At 70.6% G+C, this 23,433-nt stretch carries 28 protein-coding genes; 21 read left to right on the top strand and 7 right to left on the bottom strand.

What is annotated here, in order from left to right:
• The first annotated feature begins 35 nt into the window (after positions 1 to 35).
• The 7 genes from QSV35_RS01030 to QSV35_RS01000 all read left to right on the top strand — a co-directional run bounded on the left by QSV35_RS01030 (position 36) and on the right by QSV35_RS01000 (position 7,584).
• Positions 36 to 1,091: an ABC transporter permease gene (locus QSV35_RS01030; RefSeq protein ID WP_286285797.1), complete on the top strand. Its 1,056-nt coding sequence runs from the start codon at positions 36 to 38 to the stop codon at positions 1,089 to 1,091.
• Positions 1,088 to 1,867, top strand: coding sequence for an ATP-binding cassette domain-containing protein (locus QSV35_RS01025; protein WP_286285794.1), 780 nt, complete (start codon positions 1,088 to 1,090; stop codon positions 1,865 to 1,867). Before QSV35_RS01030 ends, QSV35_RS01025 begins: the two co-directional genes overlap by 4 nt.
• Positions 1,864 to 2,166, top strand: a complete 303-nt coding sequence (locus tag QSV35_RS01020) for a putative quinol monooxygenase (RefSeq protein WP_286285792.1) — start codon at positions 1,864 to 1,866, stop codon at positions 2,164 to 2,166. The genes QSV35_RS01025 and QSV35_RS01020 overlap by 4 nt, the downstream gene beginning before the upstream one ends.
• Positions 2,163 to 3,089 (top strand): carbohydrate kinase family protein, encoded by a 927-nt coding sequence (locus tag QSV35_RS01015; protein WP_286285790.1) that lies wholly within the window; start codon positions 2,163 to 2,165, stop codon positions 3,087 to 3,089. Before QSV35_RS01020 ends, QSV35_RS01015 begins: the two co-directional genes overlap by 4 nt.
• Positions 3,090 to 3,167: 78 nt before the next feature.
• Positions 3,168 to 5,618, top strand: a complete 2,451-nt coding sequence (locus QSV35_RS01010; RefSeq protein ID WP_286285788.1) for a GH32 C-terminal domain-containing protein — start codon at positions 3,168 to 3,170, stop codon at positions 5,616 to 5,618.
• A gap of 87 nt (positions 5,619 to 5,705) precedes the next feature.
• On the top strand, positions 5,706 to 6,956 hold the full coding sequence (locus QSV35_RS01005) for an alpha/beta fold hydrolase (protein ID WP_286285787.1): 1,251 nt from the start codon (positions 5,706 to 5,708) through the stop codon (positions 6,954 to 6,956).
• Between the two features lie 4 nt (positions 6,957 to 6,960).
• The gene (locus tag QSV35_RS01000; RefSeq protein WP_286285785.1) at positions 6,961 to 7,584 is read left to right on the top strand and encodes a class I SAM-dependent methyltransferase; all 624 of its coding nucleotides are present in this window, start codon (positions 6,961 to 6,963) and stop codon (positions 7,582 to 7,584) included.
• Positions 7,585 to 7,733: 149 nt separating this feature from the next.
• Here QSV35_RS01000 and QSV35_RS00995 read toward each other — a convergent pair whose 3' ends face one another.
• From QSV35_RS00995 to QSV35_RS00970, 6 genes are all read right to left on the bottom strand, one after another.
• Positions 7,734 to 8,099 carry a DoxX family protein gene (locus QSV35_RS00995; RefSeq protein ID WP_286285783.1) on the bottom strand — a complete coding sequence of 122 codons (366 nt, stop codon included), beginning with the start codon at positions 8,097 to 8,099 and terminating at the stop codon, positions 7,734 to 7,736.
• 69 nt (positions 8,100 to 8,168) lie between these two features.
• Positions 8,169 to 8,957: a dienelactone hydrolase family protein gene (locus QSV35_RS00990; RefSeq protein ID WP_286285781.1), complete on the bottom strand. Its 789-nt coding sequence runs from the start codon at positions 8,955 to 8,957 to the stop codon at positions 8,169 to 8,171.
• A gap of 19 nt (positions 8,958 to 8,976) precedes the next feature.
• Positions 8,977 to 10,341, bottom strand: coding sequence for an FAD-binding oxidoreductase (locus QSV35_RS00985; protein WP_286285779.1), 1,365 nt, complete (start codon positions 10,339 to 10,341; stop codon positions 8,977 to 8,979).
• 224 nt (positions 10,342 to 10,565) lie between these two features.
• Entirely contained in the window at positions 10,566 to 10,991 is a 426-nt protein-coding gene (locus tag QSV35_RS00980; RefSeq protein WP_286285778.1) for a hypothetical protein, read from the bottom strand.
• Positions 10,992 to 11,027: 36 nt separating this feature from the next.
• Positions 11,028 to 11,831: a DMT family transporter gene (locus QSV35_RS00975; protein ID WP_286285776.1), complete on the bottom strand. Its 804-nt coding sequence runs from the start codon at positions 11,829 to 11,831 to the stop codon at positions 11,028 to 11,030.
• Positions 11,759 to 12,049, bottom strand: coding sequence for a hypothetical protein (locus QSV35_RS00970; RefSeq protein ID WP_286285774.1), 291 nt, complete (start codon positions 12,047 to 12,049; stop codon positions 11,759 to 11,761). Before QSV35_RS00970 ends, QSV35_RS00975 begins: the two co-directional genes overlap by 73 nt.
• Positions 12,050 to 12,114: 65 nt before the next feature.
• Here QSV35_RS00970 and pdxR point away from each other — a divergent pair, with 65 nt between their 5' ends.
• The 4 genes from pdxR to QSV35_RS00950 all read left to right on the top strand — a co-directional run bounded on the left by pdxR (position 12,115) and on the right by QSV35_RS00950 (position 14,961).
• Complete coding sequence (gene pdxR / locus QSV35_RS00965; protein WP_286285772.1) at positions 12,115 to 13,497, top strand: MocR-like pyridoxine biosynthesis transcription factor PdxR; 1,383 nt, start codon at positions 12,115 to 12,117, stop codon at positions 13,495 to 13,497.
• Complete coding sequence (locus QSV35_RS00960) at positions 13,494 to 13,781, top strand: hypothetical protein (RefSeq protein WP_286285771.1); 288 nt, start codon at positions 13,494 to 13,496, stop codon at positions 13,779 to 13,781. Before pdxR ends, QSV35_RS00960 begins: the two co-directional genes overlap by 4 nt.
• 113 nt (positions 13,782 to 13,894) lie before the next feature.
• A complete protein-coding gene (locus tag QSV35_RS00955; RefSeq protein WP_286285769.1) occupies positions 13,895 to 14,560 on the top strand; it encodes an acyl-CoA synthetase in 666 nt (221 codons plus the stop codon).
• Entirely contained in the window at positions 14,557 to 14,961 is a 405-nt protein-coding gene (locus QSV35_RS00950) for an amino acid transporter (protein WP_286285767.1), read from the top strand. The genes QSV35_RS00955 and QSV35_RS00950 overlap by 4 nt, the downstream gene beginning before the upstream one ends.
• A 72-nt stretch (positions 14,962 to 15,033) precedes the next feature.
• Here QSV35_RS00950 and QSV35_RS00945 read toward each other — a convergent pair whose 3' ends face one another.
• Positions 15,034 to 15,315: a hypothetical protein gene (locus QSV35_RS00945; RefSeq protein WP_286285766.1), complete on the bottom strand. Its 282-nt coding sequence runs from the start codon at positions 15,313 to 15,315 to the stop codon at positions 15,034 to 15,036.
• A 74-nt stretch (positions 15,316 to 15,389) separates the two neighbouring features.
• On the opposite strand from QSV35_RS00945, the gene QSV35_RS00940 reads away from it, so the two are divergent.
• From QSV35_RS00940 to QSV35_RS00895, 10 genes are all read left to right on the top strand, one after another.
• Complete coding sequence (locus QSV35_RS00940) at positions 15,390 to 16,226, top strand: sigma-70 family RNA polymerase sigma factor (RefSeq protein WP_286285764.1); 837 nt, start codon at positions 15,390 to 15,392, stop codon at positions 16,224 to 16,226.
• 100 nt (positions 16,227 to 16,326) lie between these two features.
• Positions 16,327 to 17,151, top strand: a complete 825-nt coding sequence (locus tag QSV35_RS00935; protein WP_286285762.1) for a flagellin N-terminal helical domain-containing protein — start codon at positions 16,327 to 16,329, stop codon at positions 17,149 to 17,151.
• A gap of 184 nt (positions 17,152 to 17,335) precedes the next feature.
• Positions 17,336 to 18,703 carry a flagellar filament capping protein FliD gene (gene fliD / locus QSV35_RS00930; RefSeq protein ID WP_286285760.1) on the top strand — a complete coding sequence of 456 codons (1,368 nt, stop codon included), beginning with the start codon at positions 17,336 to 17,338 and terminating at the stop codon, positions 18,701 to 18,703.
• Between the two features lie 15 nt (positions 18,704 to 18,718).
• Positions 18,719 to 19,129 carry a flagellar export chaperone FliS gene (gene fliS, locus QSV35_RS00925; protein ID WP_286285758.1) on the top strand — a complete coding sequence of 137 codons (411 nt, stop codon included), beginning with the start codon at positions 18,719 to 18,721 and terminating at the stop codon, positions 19,127 to 19,129.
• 7 nt (positions 19,130 to 19,136) lie between these two features.
• Positions 19,137 to 19,415: a hypothetical protein gene (locus QSV35_RS00920; protein WP_286285756.1), complete on the top strand. Its 279-nt coding sequence runs from the start codon at positions 19,137 to 19,139 to the stop codon at positions 19,413 to 19,415.
• Positions 19,416 to 19,520: 105 nt separating this feature from the next.
• Positions 19,521 to 19,868 carry a flagellar basal body rod protein FlgB gene (locus QSV35_RS00915; RefSeq protein WP_286285754.1) on the top strand — a complete coding sequence of 116 codons (348 nt, stop codon included), beginning with the start codon at positions 19,521 to 19,523 and terminating at the stop codon, positions 19,866 to 19,868.
• Positions 19,865 to 20,257, top strand: a complete 393-nt coding sequence (locus tag QSV35_RS00910; protein WP_286285753.1) for a flagellar basal body rod protein FlgC — start codon at positions 19,865 to 19,867, stop codon at positions 20,255 to 20,257. Before QSV35_RS00915 ends, QSV35_RS00910 begins: the two co-directional genes overlap by 4 nt.
• Entirely contained in the window at positions 20,257 to 20,598 is a 342-nt protein-coding gene (gene fliE / locus QSV35_RS00905) for a flagellar hook-basal body complex protein FliE (protein ID WP_286285747.1), read from the top strand. The genes QSV35_RS00910 and fliE overlap by 1 nt, the downstream gene beginning before the upstream one ends.
• A 3-nt stretch (positions 20,599 to 20,601) precedes the next feature.
• Positions 20,602 to 22,242: a flagellar basal-body MS-ring/collar protein FliF gene (fliF, locus tag QSV35_RS00900; protein WP_286285745.1), complete on the top strand. Its 1,641-nt coding sequence runs from the start codon at positions 20,602 to 20,604 to the stop codon at positions 22,240 to 22,242.
• Positions 22,239 to 23,342, top strand: a complete 1,104-nt coding sequence (locus QSV35_RS00895) for a flagellar motor switch protein FliG (RefSeq protein WP_286285743.1) — start codon at positions 22,239 to 22,241, stop codon at positions 23,340 to 23,342. Before fliF ends, QSV35_RS00895 begins: the two co-directional genes overlap by 4 nt.
• The last annotated feature ends 91 nt before the right edge of the window (positions 23,343 to 23,433 follow it).

Here is a 23,433-nt window from a genome sequence, read left to right as displayed (position 1 = left end):
GGCGCCTCGCATCCACCAGAACTCGGGAGAAAGTCATGTCAAGCACTTCGTCACCGTCGCAGGCGGCACCTCCGCCCCCGACGTCGTCCCTTCACCTGGCGGACGAGTTCCTCGCCCGCCAGACCCCGATGATGCGCGTGCGCGCGGTCCTCTACCGCTACCCCGCGATCAGCCCCGCGATCGTGCTCGTGATCTCGGTGCTCATCTTCGGCCTGATCAACCCGCGCTTCCTCGCGCCGAACAACCTGTCGCTCATCACGCAGCAGGTCGCCGTCATCGGCACCCTGGGCGTCGCGGAGACGCTCGTCATCCTCACCGCCGGCATCGACCTGTCGGTCGGCGCGGCGATGGTCCTCAGCTCCGTCGTCATCGGCAACGCCGCCGCAGGCCTCGGGCTCCCGGGCGGCATCGCCCTGCTCCTCGGCCTCGTCACGGGCCTCGCGACCGGGCTGCTCAACGGCATCCTCGTCACACGTCTGAACCTGCCGCCGTTCATCGTCACACTCGGCACGCTCAGCATCTTCACCGCGCTGACGCTGCTGCTCTCCAACGGCGCCACGGTGCAGGGCAACAAGCTGCCCGACATCATCACGTGGACCGGCTCGACCTTCCACCTCGGCGTCGACATCACCTTCGGCGTGCTGCTGATGATCCTCCTCTACGTCGTCATCTCCTTCGCGCTGGGCCGCACGGCCTGGGGCCGCCACGTGTACGCGGTCGGCGACGACAAGGAGGCTGCGCGCCTGAGCGGCATCCGCGTCACCCGCGTGCTGCTGAGCGTCTACGTCACCGCCGGCGCGGTCGTCGCGCTCGCGGCCTGGATCCAGATCGGCCGCGACTTCGGATCGAGCCCCAATGCGGCGGTCGACGCGAACCTCAACGCCATCACCGCCGTGGTCATCGGCGGCACGAGCCTCTTCGGCGGCCGCGGCAACGTGTGGGGCACTCTCCTCGGTGCACTGATCGTCGGCGTGTTCCGCAACGGCCTGGCCCTCGCGGGCCTCGACGTCCTCTACCAGACCTTGGCCGTCGGCATCCTCGTCATCGTCGCGGTCTCCATCGACCAGTGGATTCGGAAGGTGCGCAAATGAGCGACACGACCACCGAGACGCGCACACCCGTCCTCGCGGCCAAGCGTCTCGTCAAGACCTACGGACACGTCGTGGGACTCGACGGGGTCAGTCTCGAGCTGTACCCCGGGGAGGTCCTCGCGATCATCGGCGACAACGGCGCCGGTAAGACGACCCTCATCAAGTGCCTCACCGGGGCCGAGATCCCGGATGAGGGCGAGCTGAGCCTCGACGGAAAGCCGGTGCACTTCCGCCGGCCGCAGGACGCCCGGGAGGCCGGCATCGAGACCGTCTACCAGTCGCTCGCCGTCTCGCCCGCGCTGGACGTCGCCGCCAACATGTATCTCGGCCGCGAGCTTCGCCGTCCCGGGATCCTCGGGTCGACGTTCCGCATGCTCGACACGAAGACGATGCGCAAGAATGCGCGGGCGGAGCTGACGGAGCTCGGCATCTCGACCCTGCAGGACGTCACCGTGCCGATCGAGAACCTGTCCGGCGGCCAGCGCCAGGCCGTCGCGGTGGCCCGCGCGGCGGCGTTCGGGTCGAAGGTCGTCGTGCTCGACGAGCCGACCGCGGCCCTCGGCGTCCGCGAGTCCAATCAGGTGCTCGAGCTCATCAAGCGCCTGCGCGAACGCGGAGTGCCCGTCATCCTCATCAGCCACAACATGCCCCACGTGTTCGAGGTGGCGGACCGCATCCACATCCAGCGGCTCGGCAAGCGCGCCGCGACGATCACGCCGCAGTCGCATTCGATGACCGACGCGGTGGCGATCATGACCGGCGCCCAGGTGGCATGAGCGTCGGCAAGCACCTCTACGCGGAGTTCCGCGCGGTGCCCGGGGCGGGGGATGCGGTCGCAGCCCTCGTCGCCGGGTACCGGCGGGACGTCCGCTCAGAGCCGGGGAACGTGCGCTTCGACGCGCACCGCCTGGCGGACGAACCCGAGCGCTTCTTCGTCTACGAGGAGTACGCGGATGCCGCGGCCTTCGAGGCGCACCTCGCGACCGCGCACTGCGCGCGGTTCAACGAGGAGTTCGCGCCGCTCGTCGTGGGCGGCGGATCGACGCTGACCTGGCTCGACCCGGTGCCGGCATGAGCGGGCGCGTCCTCGTGGTCGGCGAATCCCTCATCGATGTCGTCGATCGGGACGGAGCCCGGACCAGGCACGTCGGAGGCAGCCCGCTCAACGTGGCGTTCGGACTCGGGCGGCTCGGCATCCCCACCGTCTTCGCGACCGAGTTCGGCGACGACGAGGACGGCACCGCGATCGCGGCGCACCTCGCATCGGCGGGCGTCGAGATCGAGCGGACGGATGCGGGGACCCGGCCGACCGCGTCGGCAGTGGCCTCGATCGGCCCGGACGGATCGGCGTCGTACGAGTTCGACCTCGACTGGGAGTTCTCCCGGCCGCCCGTCGTGTCCGGGATCCAGGCCGTGCACGTCGGGTCGATCGGGGCGCTGCGCCGACCCGGGGCCGACGGCGTGCTCGCGCTCGTCGAGGCGCTGCCGGCGGAGGTGCTCGTCACGTTCGACCCCAACATCCGTCCTGCGCTCGTGCCTCCGGTCGCGGCTTCGCGCGAACTGGTCGAGCGGTACGCCGCGCGCGCGTCGGTCGTGAAGCTGAGCGACGAGGACGCCGGCTGGCTGTACCCGTCCGGCGATGCCGTTGCGCGGCTCCTGGAACGCGGCGCGAGCATCGTGGCGTTGACGCGGGGAGCGGAGGGCAGCACGCTCCACGCCGCGGGCCTCGTCGTCGATGTGCCCGCGCGCCCGACCGTCGCCGTCGACACGATCGGCGCCGGCGACGCGTACATGTCGGGGCTCCTCGCCGCTGTGCTCACGGCCGGCATCCCCACCCTCCTCGGCGGACGCCTCGCGCCGGCGGACCTCGCCTCGATCGGACGCGTCGCGGCGGTCGCGGCGGGCATCACCGTCGGACGTGCAGGGGCCGTGCCCCCGACCGCGGCTGAGCTCGAGCGCGGACTGAGAGCCGTGGGGGCGACGGCCGGAGCGGCCTGAACAGACTCCGCGGCCGCCGGCCGCGGCAATCCGGACCGGTGATCCGGTCCTCCCACCCGATGAAGGATGGTCCCGTCGATGAAGACACCCCCGAGACGCAGGATGCTGATCGCGCTCACCGCCGCACTGGGGCTGATCGCCGCAGGTGTCCTGCCCGCGAACGCGAGCACGACCTCGGATGACGGCCGCCCCGTGTATCACTACACGCCGGCGCAGCACTGGATGAACGACCCGAACGGCCTCATCTACTCAGGAGGGAAGTACCACCTCTTCTACCAGTACAACGCGTTCGGCGACACGGGCGGCAACGCATCGTGGGGGCACGCGGTGAGCACCGACCTCACGCACTGGACGGAGATGCCTGTCGCGATCCCGATGGATGCGACCGAGGAGGTGTGGTCGGGGAGCGTCGTGGACGACTCGTCGAACACGAGCGGGCTGGGCGCCGGCGGAGCAGGTCCGCTCGTCGCCGTGTACACCAGCGCGGTGAAGGCCACCGGCGTCCAGCGCCAGGCCATCGCGCACTCGAACGACGGCGGCACGACCTGGATCAAGGACGGGCCTGTGCTCGACATCGGGTCGCACAACTTCCGCGACCCGAAGGTGTTCTGGTACGCGCCGGCCAAGCAGTGGCGCATGATCGTCGCCCTGTCCGACCAGCACAAGGCGTCGATCTACGGATCGCCCGACCTCAAGACGTGGACGCACCTGAGCGACTTCGGCCCGGACGGTGTGACCAGCGCGGTGTGGGAGTGCCCGGACCTCTTCCCGATGCAGCTGGACGGCGACAAGAAGCAGACGCGCTGGGTGCTGGGCGTGAACGTCGCGGGCAAGGCGGAGTACTTCGTCGGGGCGTTCGACGGCACGACGTTCACGAACAGCGAGGGCGCATACGTCCCGCCGACGGGCACCGTGCTCAACGATTTCGAGGGAGCGACGTACGGTCCGGGATGGACCACGACGGGCACCGCCTTCGGTGACGGCCCCGCGCACGATACGGGTGCGACCGGAGCGATCGGCGCGGGATACATCGACACGTTCCACGGCTCGGATGCAGAGACAGGAACGCTCACCTCGCCCGCCTTCACGATCGACAAGGGGTACCTCAACCTCCTCATCGCCGGCGGCCACCACCCGTACGTGCCCGGCGGATCGATCGCGCCGCCTCCCGGTGACGTGTTCGAGGACTTCGAGGGCACGTCGCTCCCGGGTTGGACCGGGACCGGCGACTTCGCCGGCATCGCGCCGTCGCACGAGACGTTGAGCGGCCAGGTCGGTTCGGGAGTGCTCGACACGTTCGGCTCCGGGGACGGCTCGAAGGGGACGATCACGTCGCCGACCTTCACGGTGACCCACCCGTACATCGACCTGCTCACCGCCGGCGGGAATCACCCGTGGGGACAGCCGAACCCGACGTCGGTGAACCTCGTCGTGAACGGGCAGGTCGTCGACAGCGTGACCGGCAACGGCACTCCCAATATGGACTGGGTGCACCTCGATGCCTCCAAGTACGTCGGCCAGCAGGCGTCGCTCCAGATCGTCGACGACAACGACGGCAGCACGGGATGGGGCCACTTCATGGTCGACGAGATCGTGTTCTCCGACCAGATCGCTCAGCCGTGGAACACCGAGACCGGCGTCAACCTCCTCGTCGACGGGCACGTGGTCCGCACCGCCACCGGCAACGACGGCGGGGGCATGGACTGGGCGAGCTGGGATGTGCGCGACCTGCAGGGCCAGCAGGCGCAGCTGCAGTTCGTCGACCTCAACACGGGCGGATGGGGGCACCTCATCGCCGACGAGCCGACGCTCGCCGACGCGCCGGCGCAGAGCGCCGTGCAGCGTGCGCACTGGCTCGACGACGGCCACGACTTCTACGCGGCAGTGAGCTACAACGACGCGCCGAAGGACCAGCGCATCGAGATCGGATGGGTGAACAACTGGGATTACGCGAACACCATCCCCACGTCCCCGTGGCGCGGCGAACAGTCGGCGCCCCGCATCCTGTCCCTCCAGACCGTCGACGGGCAGCCTCGCATCGTGCAGTCGGTCGTGCCCGGCATCGACGCGCTCGCGGACAACGGCCGCGCCGTGAAGGTGAAGCAGACCGCGGTCTCGGGGACGACGGCGCTCGCGGCCTCGCCGAGATCGGCTCGCGTCGACGCCGTTCTCAGCGCGGGCTCGGCCCAGACGTTCGGACTGCAGCTGCTGCGCTCGGCGGACGGCACCCAGAATGTGTCGCTGCAGTACGACACGCGCAGCGGAACGCTGAGCCTCGATCGCACGCACAGCGGAAACGTCGCCTTCAACCCGGCCTTCCCGGCCGTGGACACGGCATCCGTCCCGCTCGTGAACGGGAAGCTGAACCTGCGGATCTATCTCGACGCCGACACGATCGAGGTGTTCGCGCAGGACGGGCGGGTCGCGATGACGCAGCTGGCGTTCCCGGATGCCGCGAGCACCGGCATCGCGGCGACCGCGTCCGGCGGAACCGCGCAGGCGCAGCTGGTGGTGACCCCCCTGCGCTGACAGACCGCGGCTCCGGTCGTGCGCATCCCGAGTCGCGCGGCCGGAGCCGCAACCACGCGTGTCCGACGACGCCAATAGGCTCGGAGGATGACCACCGTGACCACCCGCCGCATGCAGGACCTCACCGTCGAGGACCACACGATCACCGTCCCGCTCGTCTGGGGCGATGCGTCCGATCCCCGAACGATCGACGTCCATGCGGCCGTCGTGATCCGGGAGGGCGGCGAAAACCTGCCGTTCCTCGTCTTCCTGCAGGGCGGTCCGGGCCATGAGGCGCCGAGGCCCTTCCACTCGCCGACCGGTCCGTCGTGGCTCGACGCCGCGCTCGAGCACTACCGCGTGGTGCTCCTCGACCAGCGCGGCACCGGCCTGTCGACGCCGGTCGGCGACGCCGACCTCGCGCTCGGCACCGACGCGCTCGTCGAGCGCATCACGCACCTGCGCGCCGACGCGATCGTCCGCGACTGCGAGGCGATGCGGGAGCACCTGGGTGCCACGACCTGGAACTCCCTCGGGCAGTCGTTCGGCGGGTTCACGACGCTGGCGTATCTGACGACGGATGCCGCATCCCTCGACACCTCCTACATCACCGGCGGCCTCAGCGCCGTCGGCCGGCACCCCGACGACGTCTACGCGCTCACCTACGACAAGATGCGCGCGGAGTCCGAGCGGTACTACCGGCGCTTCCCGGAGCACCGCGACGCGATGCGGCGGCTCGTCGACCTCGCCGCCTCCGGCGACATCGTCCTCCCGGACGGCGAGGTCGTCTCGGTCTCGCGCCTGCGCTCTGTCGGGTCGGCCCTTGGGACGAACGACGGATGGCAGAAGCTGTGGGCGCTCCTCGAACTCGAGCCGCACACGAACGCGTTCCGCCACGACCTCGCCGCCGCGATGCCCTTCGACGCGCGCAATCCGCTGTACTTCGTGTTCCATGAGTCGAGCTACGCCGACGGCTACGCGACGCGCTGGTCCGCCGACCGCGTCGAGCCCGACGACTTCCGCGACGACCCGACGCTCTTCACGGGAGAGCACGTCCGCCGCGACTGGGTCGACACCGTGCCCGGGTTCCGCCCGTGGCGCGACGTGACGCTGGCGCTCGCCGACCACGAGTGGCCGAAGCTGTACGACGCATCCGCGATCGCCGCCTCCGGCGCACGCGGGGCGGCAGCCGTGTACGTCAACGACGTCTACGTGCCGCTCGAGTTCTCGATGGAGACCGCGGCCCTCGTGCCCGGCATCACCACGTGGATCACGAGCGAGCACGAGCACAACGGCCTGCGCGCCGGCGATGTGCTGTCCCGGCTCATCGACCTCGCCCAGGGCCGCCGCGTCCGCTGAGCCGATGGACGCCAAGAGCGCGTACGACCTCGTCGCAGCCTCGTACGCCGAGATCATTCCGGACACCCGATACGAGTCGGCCCTCGACCTCGAGATGGTCGAGCTGTTCGCGGAACTCGTCGGAGAGGGTCGTATCCTCGACGCTGGATGCGGCACCGGCCGGATGACCGCGCACCTGCTTGCGCGGCATCCGTCACTGTCACTCGTCGGCTCCGATCTCTCGCCGGAGATGCTGCGGCAGGCACGACTCGCCGTCCCCGACGTGGAGTTCGTCGAGGGCGACCTCGCCGCCCTGCCCTTCGACGACGCGTCGTTCGACGGAATCCTTGTCTGGTATTCGACGATCCACACGCCCGACGAGGGACTGCCCACCGTGTTCGCCGAGCTCCGGCGGGTCGTGCGCGACGGCGGTGCGGTGCTGCTCGGGTTCCAGGCGGGGTCGGGCGAGCGGCTGATCGAGCAGGCGTACGGCCACGACGGGCTCGATCTCGTCGCGTACCTGCGGGAGGTGGATGCCGTGGCGGGCGGTCTCGCGGACGCGGGCTTCGTCGTGCACACGAAGCTCGAGCGCGGCCCGCGCGGGGAGTTCGAGAAGCGCCCGCAGGGTTTCGTCCTCGCCGTGGCCTGATCGCCGCCGACTGCACTCTGCGTCAGCTCGCACCGTCGGCCTTCTCCCGCGGCCTCCAAAACAGGAGCTTCCGCGAGAACAGGATGGTGGACGGGGTCATCGTCCTGTTCTCGCGAAAGCTCCTGCTCAAGCGCGCCGCGTCCGGACGCTCAGAGCAGGACGATGAAGCCCAGCACAGCGCTCGCGATCGACAGCGTGCACATGACGAGCGCCGGCGCGAATCCCTCCTTGCGCCGCACGTGCACGGTCACGGCGCCCGCTGTGATCGCCGCGAGGCACACGGCGGCGATCGGCGTGAGCACGGGGAGGATGCCGGTGGCCATCGGCACGATCAACCCGACCGCGCCGGCGAGCTCGGCGACGCCGAGCAGGCGGATCGTCGGCGCGGAGAAGTCGTCCGTCCAGGCGATTCCGCGAGCTCGAAGCGTCGGCTTCGGGACGAACGCCTTCAGCGATCCGGTCCCGAGGAACCCGATCGCGGTGACGATGTTGACGATCCACAGGGCCATCACCATCCGCATCCCCCTTCCGCTCTCATGATGCGCTCTTCGCACGAATCCCGGGTCGGGGAGGAGCACCGGCGCTCACAGGCGCTCGCGCAGGAACTGCACGGTCCGCTCGCGCGCGGCGAACGCCGAGTTCGGCGGATCGGTGCGGACCTCGCGGGTGAGCACGGAGTGCGCACCTCGGCTGTAGCCGTCCGGATTCCCGCGCGCGGAGTCCAGCTCGATCACCTCGAACGCGTCCCCGAGGCTGCGCCGCAGCGTGTCGAAGCGCGCGCCGGGGGATGTCGCATCCTCGCTGAACCGCAGACCGAGGACGCAGAGTCCTTCCTCGGTCCGGCTCTGCAGGGCTGTGAGCTCTTCGGGCGACACTCCAGGGTCGACTTGACGGGCACCACCCAGCGGGAAGGGAACGGCCGGCTCGGCCATGACCGGCGCGAGGACCGCGGGCTCGACCGCCGTCGCGAGGGCGAACCCGCCGGTGAAGCACATCCCGATGACGCCCACGCCCCGGCCCGGGGTGCGCGCCGCGAGATCTGAGGCGAGGGCGCGGAGATAGTCGGTGACGGGCCGGTGCGCGTTGCGTGCGAATGCCCGCATCTCGGCCGAGATGCACAGACGCACGATCGTCCCGAGCGAATACGCGAGGGAAGAGGCGTGCCCGGGTGTGCCGAACAATGAAGGGATCACCACCGTGAACCCGGACTCCACGAGATGCTCGGCGAGCCCGAGGACCTCGGGCGTGATCCCCGGCACCTCCGGGATCAGAACGACTCCCGGCCCGGCGCCCTTCTCGAAGCACTCATACGTGCGTTCGGGGGTTCCGAACTCGAACCGCGTCCAGCCTTCGAGTGTGGATGTCGGGCCCATGATGCCTCCTCGCCGTGCCTCAGGCGAAGATCGCGCCCGGGTTCAAGATGCCCGCGGGGTCCAGCGCATGCTTGATGCGGCCGGCGACCTCGAGCACATCATCGCCGACCTGGTCGCGCAGCCACGGCCGCTTCATCCGCCCGACGCCGTGTTCGCCGGAGATCGTTCCGCCGAGGGAGATCGCGAGGCTCATGATCCGGCCGTAGGCGAGTTCCGCGCGCTCGGCGGCTTCGTCGTCGGCCGGGTCGAAGACGACGAGGGGATGCGTGTTCCCGTCGCCCGCGTGGGCGAGCATCGCGATCGTCACCTCATGCTCGGCCTCGAGCCTCGAGATGCCGAGGAGGAGTTCGCGCAGACGCGGCAGCGGGACGCCGACGTCGGACAGCAGCAGTCGCCCGCGGCGCTCGACCGCCGGGATCGCGGCGCGCCGCGCGCCGGCGAGCGCGGCGCCCTCCTCGGGGGAGGTCTCCACGACGTCGTATGCGCCATGGCGCATGAAGGCGTCCGTCATGAAGGCGATGTCTCGGCCGTCGGGGTCGAGGTCATCGGATCCGCCGAGGACGAGGGCCGCGGCATCCCGATCCATGCCGAGCGCCAGCACGTCCTCGACCGAGTCGATGCACGTGCGGTCCATGTACTCGAGCATCGACGGGCGGATCGTCGTCGAGATCTCGGCGATCGCGGCCGCCGCATCCTCGATGCTCGCGAACCAGGCCGCGACGATGCGCGGGGCGGGCGGCGCCGGCAGCAGCCGCAGCGTGATCTCGGTGACGACGCCGAGGGTGCCCTCGCTGCCGATGAAGAGCTTCAGGAGGTTCAGACCCGCGACATCTTTGATGAGCGGACCGCCGAGGCGGAGGGCGCGGCCGTCGGCGAGGACGACCTCGAGTCCCAGCACGTAGTCCGCGGTAACGCCGTACTTGACGCAGCAGAGACCACCCGCGTTCGTCGCGATGTTCCCGCCGATCGAGCAGATCTCGAACGACGCCGGGTCCGGCGGGTACCAGAGCCCTTCGGCCGCGACCGCAGCCTTCAGCTCCGCGTTGAGGAGCCCGGGCTGCACGGTCACCGTGCGCGTCCCGCGGTCGATCCGGATCTCGCGCATGCGCTCGGTCGACAGGACGATCCCGCCGTCGACGGCGGTCGCGCCGCCGGACAGTCCCGTGCCCGCACCGCGTGGGACGAGGGGGATGCCATGGTCCGACGCCCAGCGGACGATCGTCTGCACCTCGTGCGTGGTGCGCGGCCGCGCCACCGTCAGGGGCACACCGGCTGCCGGGTCGAGGGCCCGGTCGCGGCGGTAGGGCTCGACCGCGTCCCCGCCGGTCAGGAGCGTGTCATCGGGGAGCTGCGCCGCGAGATCGGCGAGGGCGTCGTTGCTCATCTCCCGATCGTATGGCGCCCTGGATCCGTCGCCGTGCCCGTTCTCGGTGTTCCCGTTCTCGTCACGCGCCCCCGAGTGCACGTGGCTCGTACGCCCGTCACGATCAGGGTGTCGGCCCAGATCGTCACGGATGGGGGCGAGCGACACGGTTCATCCGTCACGATCCGGGGGTGTCAGCCCAGATCGTGACGGATGAATCCGCGGGCGCGCCGCGCGCGGGCAGTTCAGGCCGCGGCGCGCTTCACGAGCTCGGCGATGCGCTTCTCGGTCGCCGGCGTCAGCGCGAGGATGGCGAACGACACGGGCCACATGTCGCCGTCGTCGAGCGCTGCGGGGGCCTCGAACTCGAACGTCGCGTAGCGGACCTTGAACTTGCTCGACGGCTTGAAGAAGCACACGACCTTGCCCTCGGCGTTCGCGTAGGCCGCGAAGCCGTAGTACGTCTTCGGCACGAGATGCGGCGCGACCTCGGTCACGATGCGGTGGACGCCGGCGGCGAGCTCCTGGTCGAGGCCCTCCAGCTTCGCGATCGCCTCCTCGACGGCGGCGAGGCCGGCGGCGCGGTCCTTGCCCGCCTTCTCCTGGGCGCGCAGCTCCTTCGCACGGTTCTTGACTGCTTCGCGTTCGATGTCGGACAGCGTTGCGGACATGTCGTCTGCTCCTTGGTCTCGGTTGATGTCTCCAGGCTAGGAGGGCCTCCGCGGCAGGGCTTCTCCGATCCTGACCGATCGCCGCATCTTCGGATCCGCGCGGGCCTCTGCCTCGGGCGGGGTGGGCTTGAGCGGTCCCCACCTGCCGTTCTGCGGCCGGATGGCGACGGAACGGGACGGCCGCCCGAACCCGACGATCAGCCCCGCCGCGATGAGCGCGATCCCCGCCCACACCGTCGGCGACGGCAGCGCCGCGCCGAGGAACGCTGCGGTGAGGACGGATGCAGGGGCGGCGATGCCCGCGCACAGGCCCGCCCCGTCCGCGCCCAGCCGGTCGATGGCCGTGAACCAGAGGACGAACGCGGCCGCCGTGACGGCGACTCCGAGGTAGAGGATCGGCTCGACGATGCGCGCGTCGATCGCCGGACGCTCTGTGACGGCGCTCAGGACGCCGAACGCCGCCGCCGCGACGGCGCACGTCCCCGCGGTGTACGCGAAGACGCCGGTGCGGGCGACCGCCCTGGCCGCACACAGGGTGAACGCGGCCTCGCAGGCGATGAGCCCCGCGGCGCACAGGATGCCGACGGCGTCTGTGCGCCCCCATCCCGTCACCAGCATCGCGCCGACGGACACGACCGCGCCGCCCGCGACGATCCGCCCCGACGGCAGCCGACCGGCTCCGAGAGGGGCGACGATCGCGAGGACGAGAGGGATGCACGCGACGGCCGACCCGAGCACGGCCGGCTCCGCGTGCCGGACCCCGAGGATCATGAGCAGGTTGAAGCCGACCAGTCCCGTCGCCGCACCGGCGCCGGCCCACGCGACATCGGCCAGGCGCACGCGCCTGCGCGACGGCCGCGAACTCCCGGGCGCCGTGCACGCCACAGCACGATCGCACCGACGATGACAGCGGCGATCGCGTACCTCGCGGACTGCACGGCGAAGACGGGCAGGGCGGCGGTCGCCCCGATGACGGCGACGCTGCTGCCGGTGAGGATCATGGCGAGGATGCCGCACGCCAGTGCCGCCGCGCGCGAGGAGTCGAGGGAGGGTCTCATGGCACCAGGCTCCCCGCATCCTGGATCATCGACCAGAGCCACAGGACGCACGATAACTTGGTCCAGTGATCTTCGAGCTCGATCCGTCGGATGCTCCGCTCGGCCGTCGTGCCGATTGGCTGGCCGACCGGCTGCGCGCGGCCATCGCCGACGGCACTCTGCCTGAGGGGAGCATGCTCCCGCCGGGGCGCGCGCTCGCGGCCGACCTCGGCTTCGCCCGGGGAACCGTCGTCGAGGCCTATCAGCGCCTCGTCGAGGAGACACTCGTCATCGCCGAGCCGCGGCGGGGGATGCGCGTGGCCGCCGTGGCCGCGCGCTCCGAGAGCGCGCACCCGCATCCCGCCGATCCCGACCTCCGGCCGCGGATCGACCTCGCCCACGGCATCCCCGACGTCTCCGCATTCCCGCGCGCGGCGTGGCTGCGCGCGGAGCGCGAGGTGCTCTCGGGTGCGACGGCCGCGCAGCTGGGCTATCCGCCTCCCGCCGGTGCGCACGAACTCCGCGAGGCGCTCGCCGCGTGGCTCGCGCGTTCGCGCGGGGTCGCGGCATCCCCGGATCGCGTGGTCGTGACCGGCGGCGTCGCCGGCGCGCTGAGCCTGCTCGCCCAGATCCTCGGCGCGCGCCGCGGCGACGCGCTCGCGACCGAGGACCCCGGCACCGCGGGCACGCGCACGCTTCTCGAGCGATGGATGCCGCGCGTCCCCGGCATCCCTGTCGACCTGGACGGACTCGACGTCGAGGCGCTCCGTGACGACGGCGCAGGTGCCGTCCTCGTGACACCGGCGCACCAGTATCCGACGGGGGTCGTCCTCGCTCCCGAGCGCCGGCGTGCCCTCGTCGCGTGGGCGGACGAGCGTGACGGGCTCGTCATCGAGGACGACTACGACGCCGAGCATCGCTACGACCGGCGGCCGGTGCGGGCGGTGCAGCCGCTCGCCCCTGAGCGGGTCGCGTACACGTCGAGCCTGTCGAAGACCCTCGCGCCGGCGCTGCGGATGGGATGGCTCGTGCCCCCGGCATCCCTTCTCCGTGACCTCGTGGAGCTCCGCTGGGCGACCGACCTCGGCGGACCGGCCGTACCGCAGCTCGTCCTCGCGCTGCTCCTCGAGCGCGGCCTCGTCGAGCGGCACCTGCGCACCGTCCGCCTGCACCATCGCCGGCGGCGCGATGCGCTCGTGGCGGGGCTCAGACGCGAGCACCCGGGCGTGCGCATCGGCGGCATCGCCGCGGGCCTCCATCTCGTCGTCGAGGCGCGCGACGACGTCGAGATCGCCGATCGGCTCGCCGGCGAAGGCATCGACGTCCTGCCGCTGTCGACGCTGTACGCGGGGGAGGCGGCGCGCGAGGGACTCGTGCTGCACTACGGCGGACAGCCTGAGCACGTGCTGGACGCGGCATCCGTCCGCATCGCCCGCGCGCTGCGGCACGGTGCCACGATGAGGGCATGACGAACGTCCCCGAGATCTCCGCCCTCGCGATCAACGTCGCCATCCCCGAGGACCTGCAGTGGACCGACGAGCGCCGCGGGGAGACGTTCCGGCTCCTCACGATCACCGTGCGGATGCTGCCCGACGGCACCCTCGCGGCGAAGGCGTACGGGCGTCCCGTTGCGGGTGGTCGCGGCGGATACGTCTCCTTCAACGTTCCGGCCCGCCCCGAGTTCACGGCGCTGATCGAGTCGGCCGCGACCCGCGCCGGGGAGCTGTGGTCCGCACACCGCGGACTCGGGTGAGTCCGCCCGCATCGAAGACGGCGGTCGCCGACCGGGCAGCGCCCGCCCCGAAAGGGCCTCCGCCGCGCGCGACGTAGACTTGAGGCATCCCCTCTCGCGAACGAGGAACATCCGTGTCGTCACGCCCTGTCGCGCGCACCTTCGAGGTGCGCCACCTGCAGCTCGTCCGTGCGCTGCTGGCAGCGCTCGCGGCTGCCATGGTCACCTTCTCCGCCGACCACTCCGCGTCCTTCGGGCTCGCGGTGTTCAGCGGCTACGCGATCACGAGCGGCCTCGTCCTGGCCATCGCCGCGTGGCTCCTCGGGCCGGCCACGCGTCCCACCTTGGGCGCGATCGGGATCATCTCGATCATCGTGGGAATGGTCACCGGCATCCCGCCCTGGCGCACCATCCCGATGTTCTTCTTCATGGTGATCGGCTGGGCGCTCATCACCGGCCTCATCGAGGGGATCATGGGATGGCGCGCGATGCGTCAGGCCCCGCTCCGTTCGACCGCGCGATCCGACGGCCGCGACGGCCTCGTCGTGGGCGCGATCACCGTCCTGCTCGGCCTCGGCCTCCTGCTCGTGCCGGCTCAGTACGCGCTGAACTACACGATCACCGAGGCGCACCAGACCTTCACGCTCACCGGCATCGCCATCGCCGTGGGCATCTTCGGCGGCTATGTCGCCGTCATCGCCGTCTACCTCGGCATCGCGGGCTTCTCGCCCCGTCGCGAAGCGCCCGCCGCCTCGGCCGAGGTCACGACATCCCCCACCGACTCGGAGGAATCCGCATGAGCGACCGCCCCACGCGCCGCGACCTGATGAAGCCCATGCAGCTGCTCGGGCTCGCGTTCCTCGCGGCCGCGTTCGCGTTCTTCGTGACGCTGATCTCGATGGGCTTCTTCCAGCAGCGGTACGCGTCCGAGTCGTCGCACGCGCTCGTCGTCGCCGCGGTCGTGGGTGGCATCACGTTCATCGTGACGCTCCTCGTGATCGCCCTGCTGCTCCTCGCGATCGACCCCGCGCAGATCGTCAAGCCCGTCGACCGCCCGGTGCTCCTCCCGCCCGAGGCTGAGACGGCGGAGGATGCTGCCGCCCCCGGTTCGGCGCCCGCTCCCGCCGAGTCCGCCGCTGATGAGGGCGACCAGGACGAGTCGAAGGATGCCGCGACGGGCGACGAGACCTCCGCATCCTGACCCCACCCGCTCTGACATGAGGGACGGCAGCGCCATCGCGCTGCCGTCCCTCTCGTCTGTGTGAAGCTCGGGTTACGGCCAGTTGAATCCCGAGCAGGTGCCCTTGTCGGAGTACGACTGGGTCGAGATTCCCGTGGTCGCGTCGTAGCTCCCGGTCGACCAGATCTTCACCTGGCCCGCGAGACCGCCGTCCGCGTAGTGCACGGTGAAGACGTCTGAGCCGGAGCCGACATAGCTGTAGTCGGCAGCGGAGAGGTCGTGCGCATGCGACGTGCCGTTGATGACGTAGTCCTGTCCCAGCTCGTCGGACGACGACGGACGGTGGGGCAATACGACCGCCGGCGCGTACGTCAAGGAATTTTTGTCACGATTTCGTGAGAATGTGTTAGTTTCGCTCGTTAACGAGTCGATTCAGCCACGGAGTCACATTGTCGAGCATTCCTCTCACCTCTCTTGGTTCCTCGTCGCATTCGTCGCCTTCGCCTGAGCGGCTCGCTCAGGACAACATGCCGCTGGCCACGTATCTCGCGGTCGAGAAGGCCCGGACCGTGCCGCACGTCGACCTGGACGACCTGCTCTCGGCCGCCCGTCTCGGGCTCGCCCGGGCGGCTCTCGCGTACGACGCCGAGCGCGGCATCCCGTTCGGCGCCTTCGCTCGCAACCACATCAACTGGGCGATGCTCGATGAGATGCGCGCCGCGGACCCCGCCGGTGAGCGAGGACGGGCGAAGATCGAGAAGGTGCGTGCGGCGGCCGACGCCGTTCGCGAGCGCACGGGTCGTGCCGCGACGATCGCGGAACTCGCGCGGGAGTCGGGCCTGGATGCGGATGCGGTCAGCGAGATGCTGAAGCTCGACGAGATGGTGCGGACGGGCACGAGCTTCGAGGCGCACTTCGCGGCCGACGAGGGACGACAGGCCGCAGACCTCACCGACAGCGTCATCCTGCCCGAGCTGGCCGCCGAACAGGCCGAGAGCCGCAGGATGCTGATGCGCGTCGTCGAGGCGCTGCCCGCCGCGATGCAGCGGGTCATCCGCGGAATCTATCTCGACGACCGCACCGTGAAGGACATCGCCGCAGACCTCGGGGTCAGTCACGCGTACGTGTCGAAGCTGCGCACCACAGGCCTCACGCTCATGCGCGAGGCGATGGAGGCGTGGGAGACCGGCGGCACGTGCGACCGCTCCACGAAGACGAAGGCGGAGTTCTTCGACACCGTCTTCGACAAGCCGGCATCCGCGGGCGTGCTGGCCGCCGCATCCTGAAGTCTCCGGCGCGTGGTTACGGCCACGCGGAGACGTCGCGAATGTACGTTCCGCAGGGCCACGGAAGGGCCTGCATCCGACCCCAGCCACGGAGGTAATCATGGGTCTTCAGATCGCAACCAACGTCGGAGCGCTCAACGCGTACCGCAACCTGTCCGCCAACCAGAACAACGTCTCGAAGTCGCTCGAGAAGCTGTCGAGCGGTCTGCGCATCAACCGCGCCGCAGACGACGCCGCAGGGCTCGCGATCTCCGAGGGCCTGCGGTCGCAGGTCAACGGACTGAACGTCGCCACGCGCAACGCCCAGGACGGCATCTCGGTCATCCAGACCGCTGAAGGTGCGCTCACCGAGGTGCACTCGATCCTGCAGCGCGTCCGCGATCTGGCGGTCCAGGCCGGCAACGACTCGAACAACGTCGATTCGCGCACGGCCATCAAGACCGAGATCGACGCCCTCGGCGACGAGCTCACGCGCGTCGCCGCCGGCACGAACTTCAACGGGATCAAGCTGCTCGACAGCACCAACACCCTGACGTTCCAGGTCGGTGCGGGCTCGACCGCCGCCGAGGACCAGATCGGCGTCACCCTCACGGACTTCTCGGGCCTCGGCGCCACGATCAAGGGCCTCGACGTCACGTCGGCGGCGAACGCCCTCACGTCGATCGCCTCGGTCGACACCCAGATCAACAACGTCTCGACGGCCCGCGCGGGCTTCGGTGCCGCGCAGAACCGCTTCGAGTCGACGATCAACTCGCTGCAGGTCTCGGCCGAGAACCTGTCCGCCGCGAAGAGCCGCATCCGCGACACCGACATGGCCTCGGAGATGGTGAAGTACACCGCGTCGAACATCCTGCAGCAGGCGGGCACCGCGATGCTCGCGCAGGCCAACCAGTCGGGCCAGGGCGTTCTGCAGCTGCTCCGCTGATCAAGCCGCGTTGTGGGGCCGAAAATCCCCCGAGGACCCCAGAGCCTCGATTCATCCGGCGCCCGAGCTTCCCCAGAGCTTCGATGCAGCCGGTGCCTCACGCGCACAGACGCCCGGGCGGGTCGCGCACCCGCCCGGGCGTCGTCCCACCCGACCCGCGATGCACGAGAGGAAAGGCGATGGCATGCAGATCGACGGCATGGTCTCGGGCTTGAAGACGGCCGACATCATCGACTCCCTCATGAACGTGGCGGCGATCCCGAAGAACCTGATCACCGCGAAGATCACCGATCGCAACACGATGATCGGGAATCTGCAGACGCTCAATGCCTCGCTGCAGGCCCTCGCCGCGAAGGCGAAGACGGCCGCATCGGCGCAGTCGCTCGCGGCATTCGCCGCGACATCGTCGGCCGACGGTGTGACGGTCACGGCAGGGCCCACCGCAAGCCCGTTCTCGACGAGCGTCGTCGTCGACGCCGTGGCATCCGCCCACTCGGTCGTGACCGCGGCCGCCGGAGTCGACGCGTGGGGCGGGACGTTCACGCTCGTCGCCTCCGACGGCACGAAGACCGAGGTCGCCTCGCCCGGAACGACGGCCGCCGAGTTCGCGAACGCCGTCAACGCGGCGAAGGCGGGCATCACCGCGAGCGTGGTCCCGGGCGGGAAGGATGCCTCCGGGAATCCGCTCTTCCGCATCCAGCTGTCCTCCACCGCGACCGGCCGAGCGGCCGCGTTCACGCTGTACCGCGGCTCCGCCGCCGGCGTCGACGCCGGCGTCGCCCCTGACATGGCGACCGAGCCCGGTGCGGCGATACTCGCGCAGGGCGCGGACGCCCGCATCCGCCTGTTCGCAGGCACCGCGGCCGAGCAGACGCTGACGAGCGCGAGCAACACCTTCTCCGGCATCGGCCAGGGCATCGACGTCACCGTCTCGAAAGCGAGCATCGACCCGGTGACGGTCTCGGTCGCATACGACCCCAAGGCCCAGAGCGCGACGGCCGAGTCGTTCGTCAAGGACATCGCGAGCCTCCTCACCCGCATCGACAACGGGTCGAAGGCCACGGTCGCGGCCGCGGGAGAGAAGACGACGCTCGGCGTGTTCACGGGCGACAGCACGGTGCGGTCGCTGCGCAGCGCGTTGGCGAACGCCGTGCAGTACCCCGTCGGCGGGGTCTCCCCGTCGTCCGTCGGCATCTCGATCGACCGCTACGGCGCGCTGTCCTTCGACTCCGAGAAGTTCGGGAAGGCGATGGCGGCGGACCCCGAAGGCACGCAGGCGATCTTCACCGCGGTCGCCGGCCGGGTCGCGCAGACGGCGAGCCAGTACTCCGACACGTACGACGGGATGCTGACCCGACGCATCACCGGCCAGGAGTCCGAGGTCAAGACCCTCAAAGACCAGGTGACGCAATGGGATCGACGTCTCGAAGACCGCCGCGCCGCCCTCGAGCGGACGTACGCGAGCCTCGAAGTGCAGCTCTCGGGCTTCCAGTCGCAGTCGTCCTGGCTCACCTCTCAGCTCGCCGGCCTCAGCAAGTCCGCGTCATCCTGACCCATGGGAGCCCCGATGTCCGCCGCATCCCTCGCGCACGCGAAGCAGCAGTACCTCGAGCAGCAGGTCGCATCGGCCTCGCCGGAGCGGCTCGTCACGATGCTGTACGACCGGCTGCTCGTCGACGTCGACCGAGCCGCTGCTGCGCAGGACGCCGGGCTCTGGTCCGCCGCGGGAACCCACCTCATGCACGCGCAGCAGATCGTGGGCGAGCTCAGCGCCTCGTTGACGGATGCGTGGGACGGCGCCGCGGAGCTGCGTGGCCTCTATACGTATCTCACCGGCCGACTGGTCGTCGCGAACGTCTCGCGCGACCGCGCCGCCACGACCGAGTGCCGCGACATCGTCGCGCCCCTGCGCGACGCGTGGCACGCCGCCGCCGACGCGCAGACCCCGGTCGGGGCATCCGTCGCCGCCCTCGCCTGAGCCGCCCATGTCGGAGAACCTCGCCGCCTGGCTCGCCGTCCTCGACGATTTCGAACGCGCGCTCGACGCCGCTGACGAGCAGGTGTCCTTCGAGCCGTTCCAGCCGCCGCCCGGACCGCCGCCTGCGGAGATCGTGGAGCGCGCGCGCATGGTGCTGGCACGCCAGCAGGCGATGATCAACGGTCTCGTGCTCTCGCGGGCGAACGTCGCGCGCGAGCTCGCGGCACTGCGCCGGGTTCCGTCCGGCCGCGAAGACGCCCCCGCGTATCTCGACGTCGAGGGCTGAGCCGGTTACGCAGGCGCGGTGCTGTCGCGATAGTCGGCCGAGAGCAGGGATCGCTCGACGCCTCGGCCACGGATCGGCTTCGCCACCCACGTCCGGAGTGCAGCCGTGCTCGAATCCGTCACCGCCACCGCGCTCTCGAGCGCCCTCGACGGCCTGTCCCTGCGACAGCGTTCGATCGCCGAGAACATCGCGAACATCAACACCCCCGGGTATCACGCCAAGCGCGTCCAGTTCGAGGATGCGCTGCGCGCCGCCGTCGCCGACGGGTCGGGATCCGCGCAGGCGAGCGTCGAGCGGTCGCTCGAGCCGACGCGTCTGAACGGGAACAACGTGAACCTCGACACCGAGACGCTGTCGAACATCGACACCGTCCTGCGCTACCAGTTCGCCACGCAGGCCTTGGGCGCCCAGGCGTCGGCGGTCACCAAGGCGATCGGGCAGGCGTCGGCATGACCTTCGACGCGATCGGCATCGCCGGCACGGGCCTGAACGTCCACCGCAAGTGGCTGGACGCGCTGAGCGACAACATCGCCAACGTGAACACTGCGACGCCTCCCGGGCAGGCCGCGTTCCGCGAGAAGTACGTCGTCGTCGCGGAAGGCACGCAGAGCCCCGGCGTCTACGTCTCCGGGGTCGTGGAGTCGCAGGCGCAGGGCAAGCTCGTCTACGAGCCGGATCATCCGTACGCGGATGCGAACGGCTACGTGCAGTACCCGAACGTCGACCTCGGCGACCAGATGAGCATGCTCATCCTCGCCCAGCGCGGCTACCAGGCGAACGCCGCGGTCGTCGACCGCGCCAAGACCAGTTACGAAGCCGCGCTCCAGATCGGGCGAAGCTGATGTCCCTTCCCGTGGACGCCGTCTCGGCGGCGGGAGTGAGTCCGCTCTCGGCCTTGAGTTTCGAGCGGGCGGGAGCCGCGGATCCCGTCGGAGCCGCGACCCCCGCCGACCCCGCGTCGGCGGGACCGTTCGCGACCGCGCTCACGGGTGCGGTGGACAACCTGCAGCAGCTGCAGTCCACGGCGAACGATCTGGCCGTCAGGGCCGTCACAGGCAACCTCGAGGACATCCACCAGGCGACGATCGCCGCCGCGCGCGCATCCGTCACCCTCGACCTCGTCGTCGCGGTGCGCGACCGGGGCGTGGCCGCCTTCAACGACATCATGAGGATGCAGGCGTAGCCGATGCCGCACATGCTCACCAGCTTCGTCGACCGCGTCAAGCGCGTCGTGTCGGGGTTCTCCGTACCGCAGCGCACGATCGCCGTCATCGGGGTGGCGCTGCTCGTCATGGGCGCCATCGCGCTCGGCGCGTGGATCACCCAGCCGAAGATGAGCCCGCTGTTCACCGGCCTGAGCGCGACGGATGCGTCGGCCGTCGTCGAGCAGCTGAAGTCCGCCGGTGTCCCGTACGAGCTGACCGAGGGCGGCGCCACGATCCTCGTCCCGGACGACCAGGTGTACACGCAGCGTCTCACCGCCGCGGCGGCCGGTCTTCCCGGCGACACCACCGGCGGCTACACCCTGCTGGACAAGATGGGGGTGACCGCCAGCGAGTTTCAGCAGGACGTGACGTACAAGCGTGCGATCGAGGGCGAGCTCGCCAACACGATCAGCGCCATGAACGGCGTCACCGGGGCGAGCGTCAAGATCGCCACTCCGAAGGAGAGCGTCTTCGTCTCGCAGAAGCAGGACCCGACCGCGTCGGTGTTCATCAAGACCCAGAAGGGCGGCACCCTCAGCGACGAGCAGGTGGATGCCATCGTGCACCTGACCAGCGCGGCCGTCCCCGGGATGAAGCCGGACGACGTGACGGTCACCGACCAGGCGGGCAAGGTCCTGTCGGCGGCGGGCGCCGGCCTCACCGGCAAGGCGTCGAAGCAGGCGACCGAGTACGAGACGAAGGTCGAGGCAGCCGTCGGGCAGATGCTCGAGACCATCGTCGGCCCGGGCAACGCGACCGTCACGGTCGCCGCCGACGTCGCCAACTCGACCTCCGAGCGGATGCAGGAGACCTACACCGCGCCCGGGGGGAACCTCAGTCAGGCCGAGAAGGTGAAGAAGGAGACCTACACGGGAGGCGCGGGAGGAGGCACCGGTGTGCTCGGCCCCGACAACATCGCCGTGCCGGGCGGCGCGAACGGAACCGGCTCGTTCCAGTCCGAGGAGGCCACCCGGAACAACGCCGTCGACAAGACGACCGAGAAGACCGTGACCCCCGCGGGGGAGGTGCGGCGCCAGACCATCAGCATCGCGGTCAACCAGGCCGCCGCCGGCACCGTGACGGCCGCGCAGGTGCAGGCGCTCGTCGCCAACGCCGCAGGCGTCGACGCCGCACGCGGCGACACGGTGACCGTCGAGTTCGTCCCTTTCAGCACGGCCGGCGCTGCGACCGCCGACAAGGCGCTCGCGGACGCGCAGGCGGAGAAGGACGCCGCGCGCACGGCCGATCTCGTCCGCACCGCGATCATCGGCGGGGCGATCGTGCTGGCCGCCATCATCCTTGCCGTGTTCGTCGCGGTCCGCTCGCGACGCAGGCGCGACGCAGAAGAGGATGCTGCTGCGCTCAAGGCGCTCGGCGCGATGACCGAGACCGAGGAGCAGAAGCTGCGCGCGCTGCGCGCCCTCTCCGAGCCCATGGCGCTGCCCGCATCCGACCCGCCGAAGGCGCTGCCGACCGCCGTGCTGGAGATCCAGGAGCCCGAGCCCGAACCCGACCAGGTGCTCGTCGAGCGCCGCCGCCGCGAGATCGACCAGATCGCGCGGACGGACCCCGAGGCCGTCGCGGTGGCCCTCGTGAGCCTGATGGACGAGGCGACGGTATGAGCCTGCTCGCCCCCTCGTCGACCACGGTCCCAGCGGCCACGGCGGCCACGGCGGCTACGGCGGCGCCGGCGGTGCAGCCGGTGCCTTCGAGCGCCGTCGTCCCGGCGATGAGCGGCCTGCGCAAGGCCGCCATCGTGCTGCTCAACATGGACCGCGCGACGAGTGCGGAGGTGCTGCGGCGTCTCGGGGAGGCCCGTGCGGAGCTGCTGGCCGCCGAGCTCACGCAGCTCGGCGGGGTGGACGTCGCCTCCACGGCGCGCGCGCTCGGCGACTTCCGCCGGATCGCGTCGGGCGGCTCGGTGCCGTCGCGCGGCGGCCAGGAGCTCGCCACGGGTCTCCTCGAGACGGCGTTCGGCCGCGAGAAGGCCGTGGGGATCGTCGGCCGCGTCATGTCGCAAGGGGCCGTGTCGTTCGACTTCCTGAACGCGGCCGACCCCGCACAGCTCGCGACGATCCTCGAGGGCGAGCTTCCCACGACGGTCGCCGTCGTGCTCGCCAACCTGCGCGCCGATCGCGCCGCGGCGGTGCTCGCCGCCCTGCAGGACCCCTTGCGCACCGACGTCGCCCAGGCGATCGCGACGATGGGCACCGCCACACAGGAGGCGATCTCGATCGTGGCGGACTCTCTGCGGACGCGCACCGGCGTCTTCGCGACCCGCGACGCGCATGAGGCCATCGGCGGGGTGCAGCCGCTCGTCGAGATCATCAACCGGTCCGACACGGCGCTCGAGAAGTCGCTGCTCGCGAGCCTCGAGGGGCGCGATCAGGCGCTCGCGGAGGACATCCGCAGTCGCATGGTCACGTTCGCGGACATCGCGCGCCTCGAAGACCGCGACGCCCAGCGCGTGCTGCGCACGCTCGATCTGCGCGTGCTCGCCCTCGCGCTGAAGGGCGCGGACGAGCAGATCGGCGAGGTCGTCAACCGCAACATGACCGAGCGCAACCGCGAGAATCTGGCCGAGGAGACGCGGACCCTCGGGCCCGTGCGCATGCGCCAGGTCGACGAGGCGCGCGCGGAGGTGGTCCGCGTCATCCGGGAGATGGAGGCGGCGGAGCAGATCACGCTCTCGCGCGACGACGAGGACGAATTCGTCGAGTAGGCCGCGGTTACCGCCGCCCGCGCGTGTCGCGATAGTCGGCACCGAGCACGGATCGCTCTTCGACCTGGCCAGGGACCGGCACCGAGATCTA

It is taken from the genome of Microbacterium candidum (genome assembly GCF_030315975.1).
Lineage (GTDB): Bacteria > Actinomycetota > Actinomycetes > Actinomycetales > Microbacteriaceae > Microbacterium > Microbacterium candidum.
The sequence above is the reverse complement of the archived record's forward strand: the minus strand, read 5'-3'. Positions and strand labels throughout refer to the sequence as shown.

What these genes read in the sequence shown, in the direction of transcription:
- QSV35_RS01030 (WP_286285797.1), top strand. Translation starts at nt 36, where the DNA reads ATGTCAAGCACTTCGTCACCGTCGCAGGCGGCACCTCCGCCCCCGACG.
- QSV35_RS01025 (WP_286285794.1), top strand. Translation starts at nt 1,088, where the DNA reads ATGAGCGACACGACCACCGAGACGCGCACACCCGTCCTCGCGGCCAAG.
- QSV35_RS01020 (WP_286285792.1), top strand. Translation starts at nt 1,864, where the DNA reads ATGAGCGTCGGCAAGCACCTCTACGCGGAGTTCCGCGCGGTGCCCGGG.
- QSV35_RS01015 (WP_286285790.1), top strand. Translation starts at nt 2,163, where the DNA reads ATGAGCGGGCGCGTCCTCGTGGTCGGCGAATCCCTCATCGATGTCGTC.
- QSV35_RS01010 (WP_286285788.1), top strand. Translation starts at nt 3,168, where the DNA reads ATGAAGACACCCCCGAGACGCAGGATGCTGATCGCGCTCACCGCCGCA.
- QSV35_RS01005 (WP_286285787.1), top strand. Translation starts at nt 5,706, where the DNA reads ATGACCACCGTGACCACCCGCCGCATGCAGGACCTCACCGTCGAGGAC.
- QSV35_RS01000 (WP_286285785.1), top strand. Translation starts at nt 6,961, where the DNA reads ATGGACGCCAAGAGCGCGTACGACCTCGTCGCAGCCTCGTACGCCGAG.
- QSV35_RS00995 (WP_286285783.1), bottom strand. Translation starts at nt 8,099, where the DNA reads ATGGTGATGGCCCTGTGGATCGTCAACATCGTCACCGCGATCGGGTTC.
- QSV35_RS00990 (WP_286285781.1), bottom strand. Translation starts at nt 8,957, where the DNA reads ATGGGCCCGACATCCACACTCGAAGGCTGGACGCGGTTCGAGTTCGGA.
- QSV35_RS00985 (WP_286285779.1), bottom strand. Translation starts at nt 10,341, where the DNA reads ATGAGCAACGACGCCCTCGCCGATCTCGCGGCGCAGCTCCCCGATGAC.
- QSV35_RS00980 (WP_286285778.1), bottom strand. Translation starts at nt 10,991, where the DNA reads ATGTCCGCAACGCTGTCCGACATCGAACGCGAAGCAGTCAAGAACCGT.
- QSV35_RS00970 (WP_286285774.1), bottom strand. Translation starts at nt 12,049, where the DNA reads ATGAGACCCTCCCTCGACTCCTCGCGCGCGGCGGCACTGGCGTGCGGC.
- QSV35_RS00960 (WP_286285771.1), top strand. Translation starts at nt 13,494, where the DNA reads ATGACGAACGTCCCCGAGATCTCCGCCCTCGCGATCAACGTCGCCATC.
- QSV35_RS00950 (WP_286285767.1), top strand. Translation starts at nt 14,557, where the DNA reads ATGAGCGACCGCCCCACGCGCCGCGACCTGATGAAGCCCATGCAGCTG.
- QSV35_RS00935 (WP_286285762.1), top strand. Translation starts at nt 16,327, where the DNA reads ATGGGTCTTCAGATCGCAACCAACGTCGGAGCGCTCAACGCGTACCGC.
- fliD (WP_286285760.1), top strand. Translation starts at nt 17,336, where the DNA reads ATGCAGATCGACGGCATGGTCTCGGGCTTGAAGACGGCCGACATCATC.
- fliS (WP_286285758.1), top strand. Translation starts at nt 18,719, where the DNA reads ATGTCCGCCGCATCCCTCGCGCACGCGAAGCAGCAGTACCTCGAGCAG.
- QSV35_RS00920 (WP_286285756.1), top strand. Translation starts at nt 19,137, where the DNA reads ATGTCGGAGAACCTCGCCGCCTGGCTCGCCGTCCTCGACGATTTCGAA.
- QSV35_RS00910 (WP_286285753.1), top strand. Translation starts at nt 19,865, where the DNA reads ATGACCTTCGACGCGATCGGCATCGCCGGCACGGGCCTGAACGTCCAC.
- fliE (WP_286285747.1), top strand. Translation starts at nt 20,257, where the DNA reads ATGTCCCTTCCCGTGGACGCCGTCTCGGCGGCGGGAGTGAGTCCGCTC.
- fliF (WP_286285745.1), top strand. Translation starts at nt 20,602, where the DNA reads ATGCCGCACATGCTCACCAGCTTCGTCGACCGCGTCAAGCGCGTCGTG.
- QSV35_RS00895 (WP_286285743.1), top strand. Translation starts at nt 22,239, where the DNA reads ATGAGCCTGCTCGCCCCCTCGTCGACCACGGTCCCAGCGGCCACGGCG.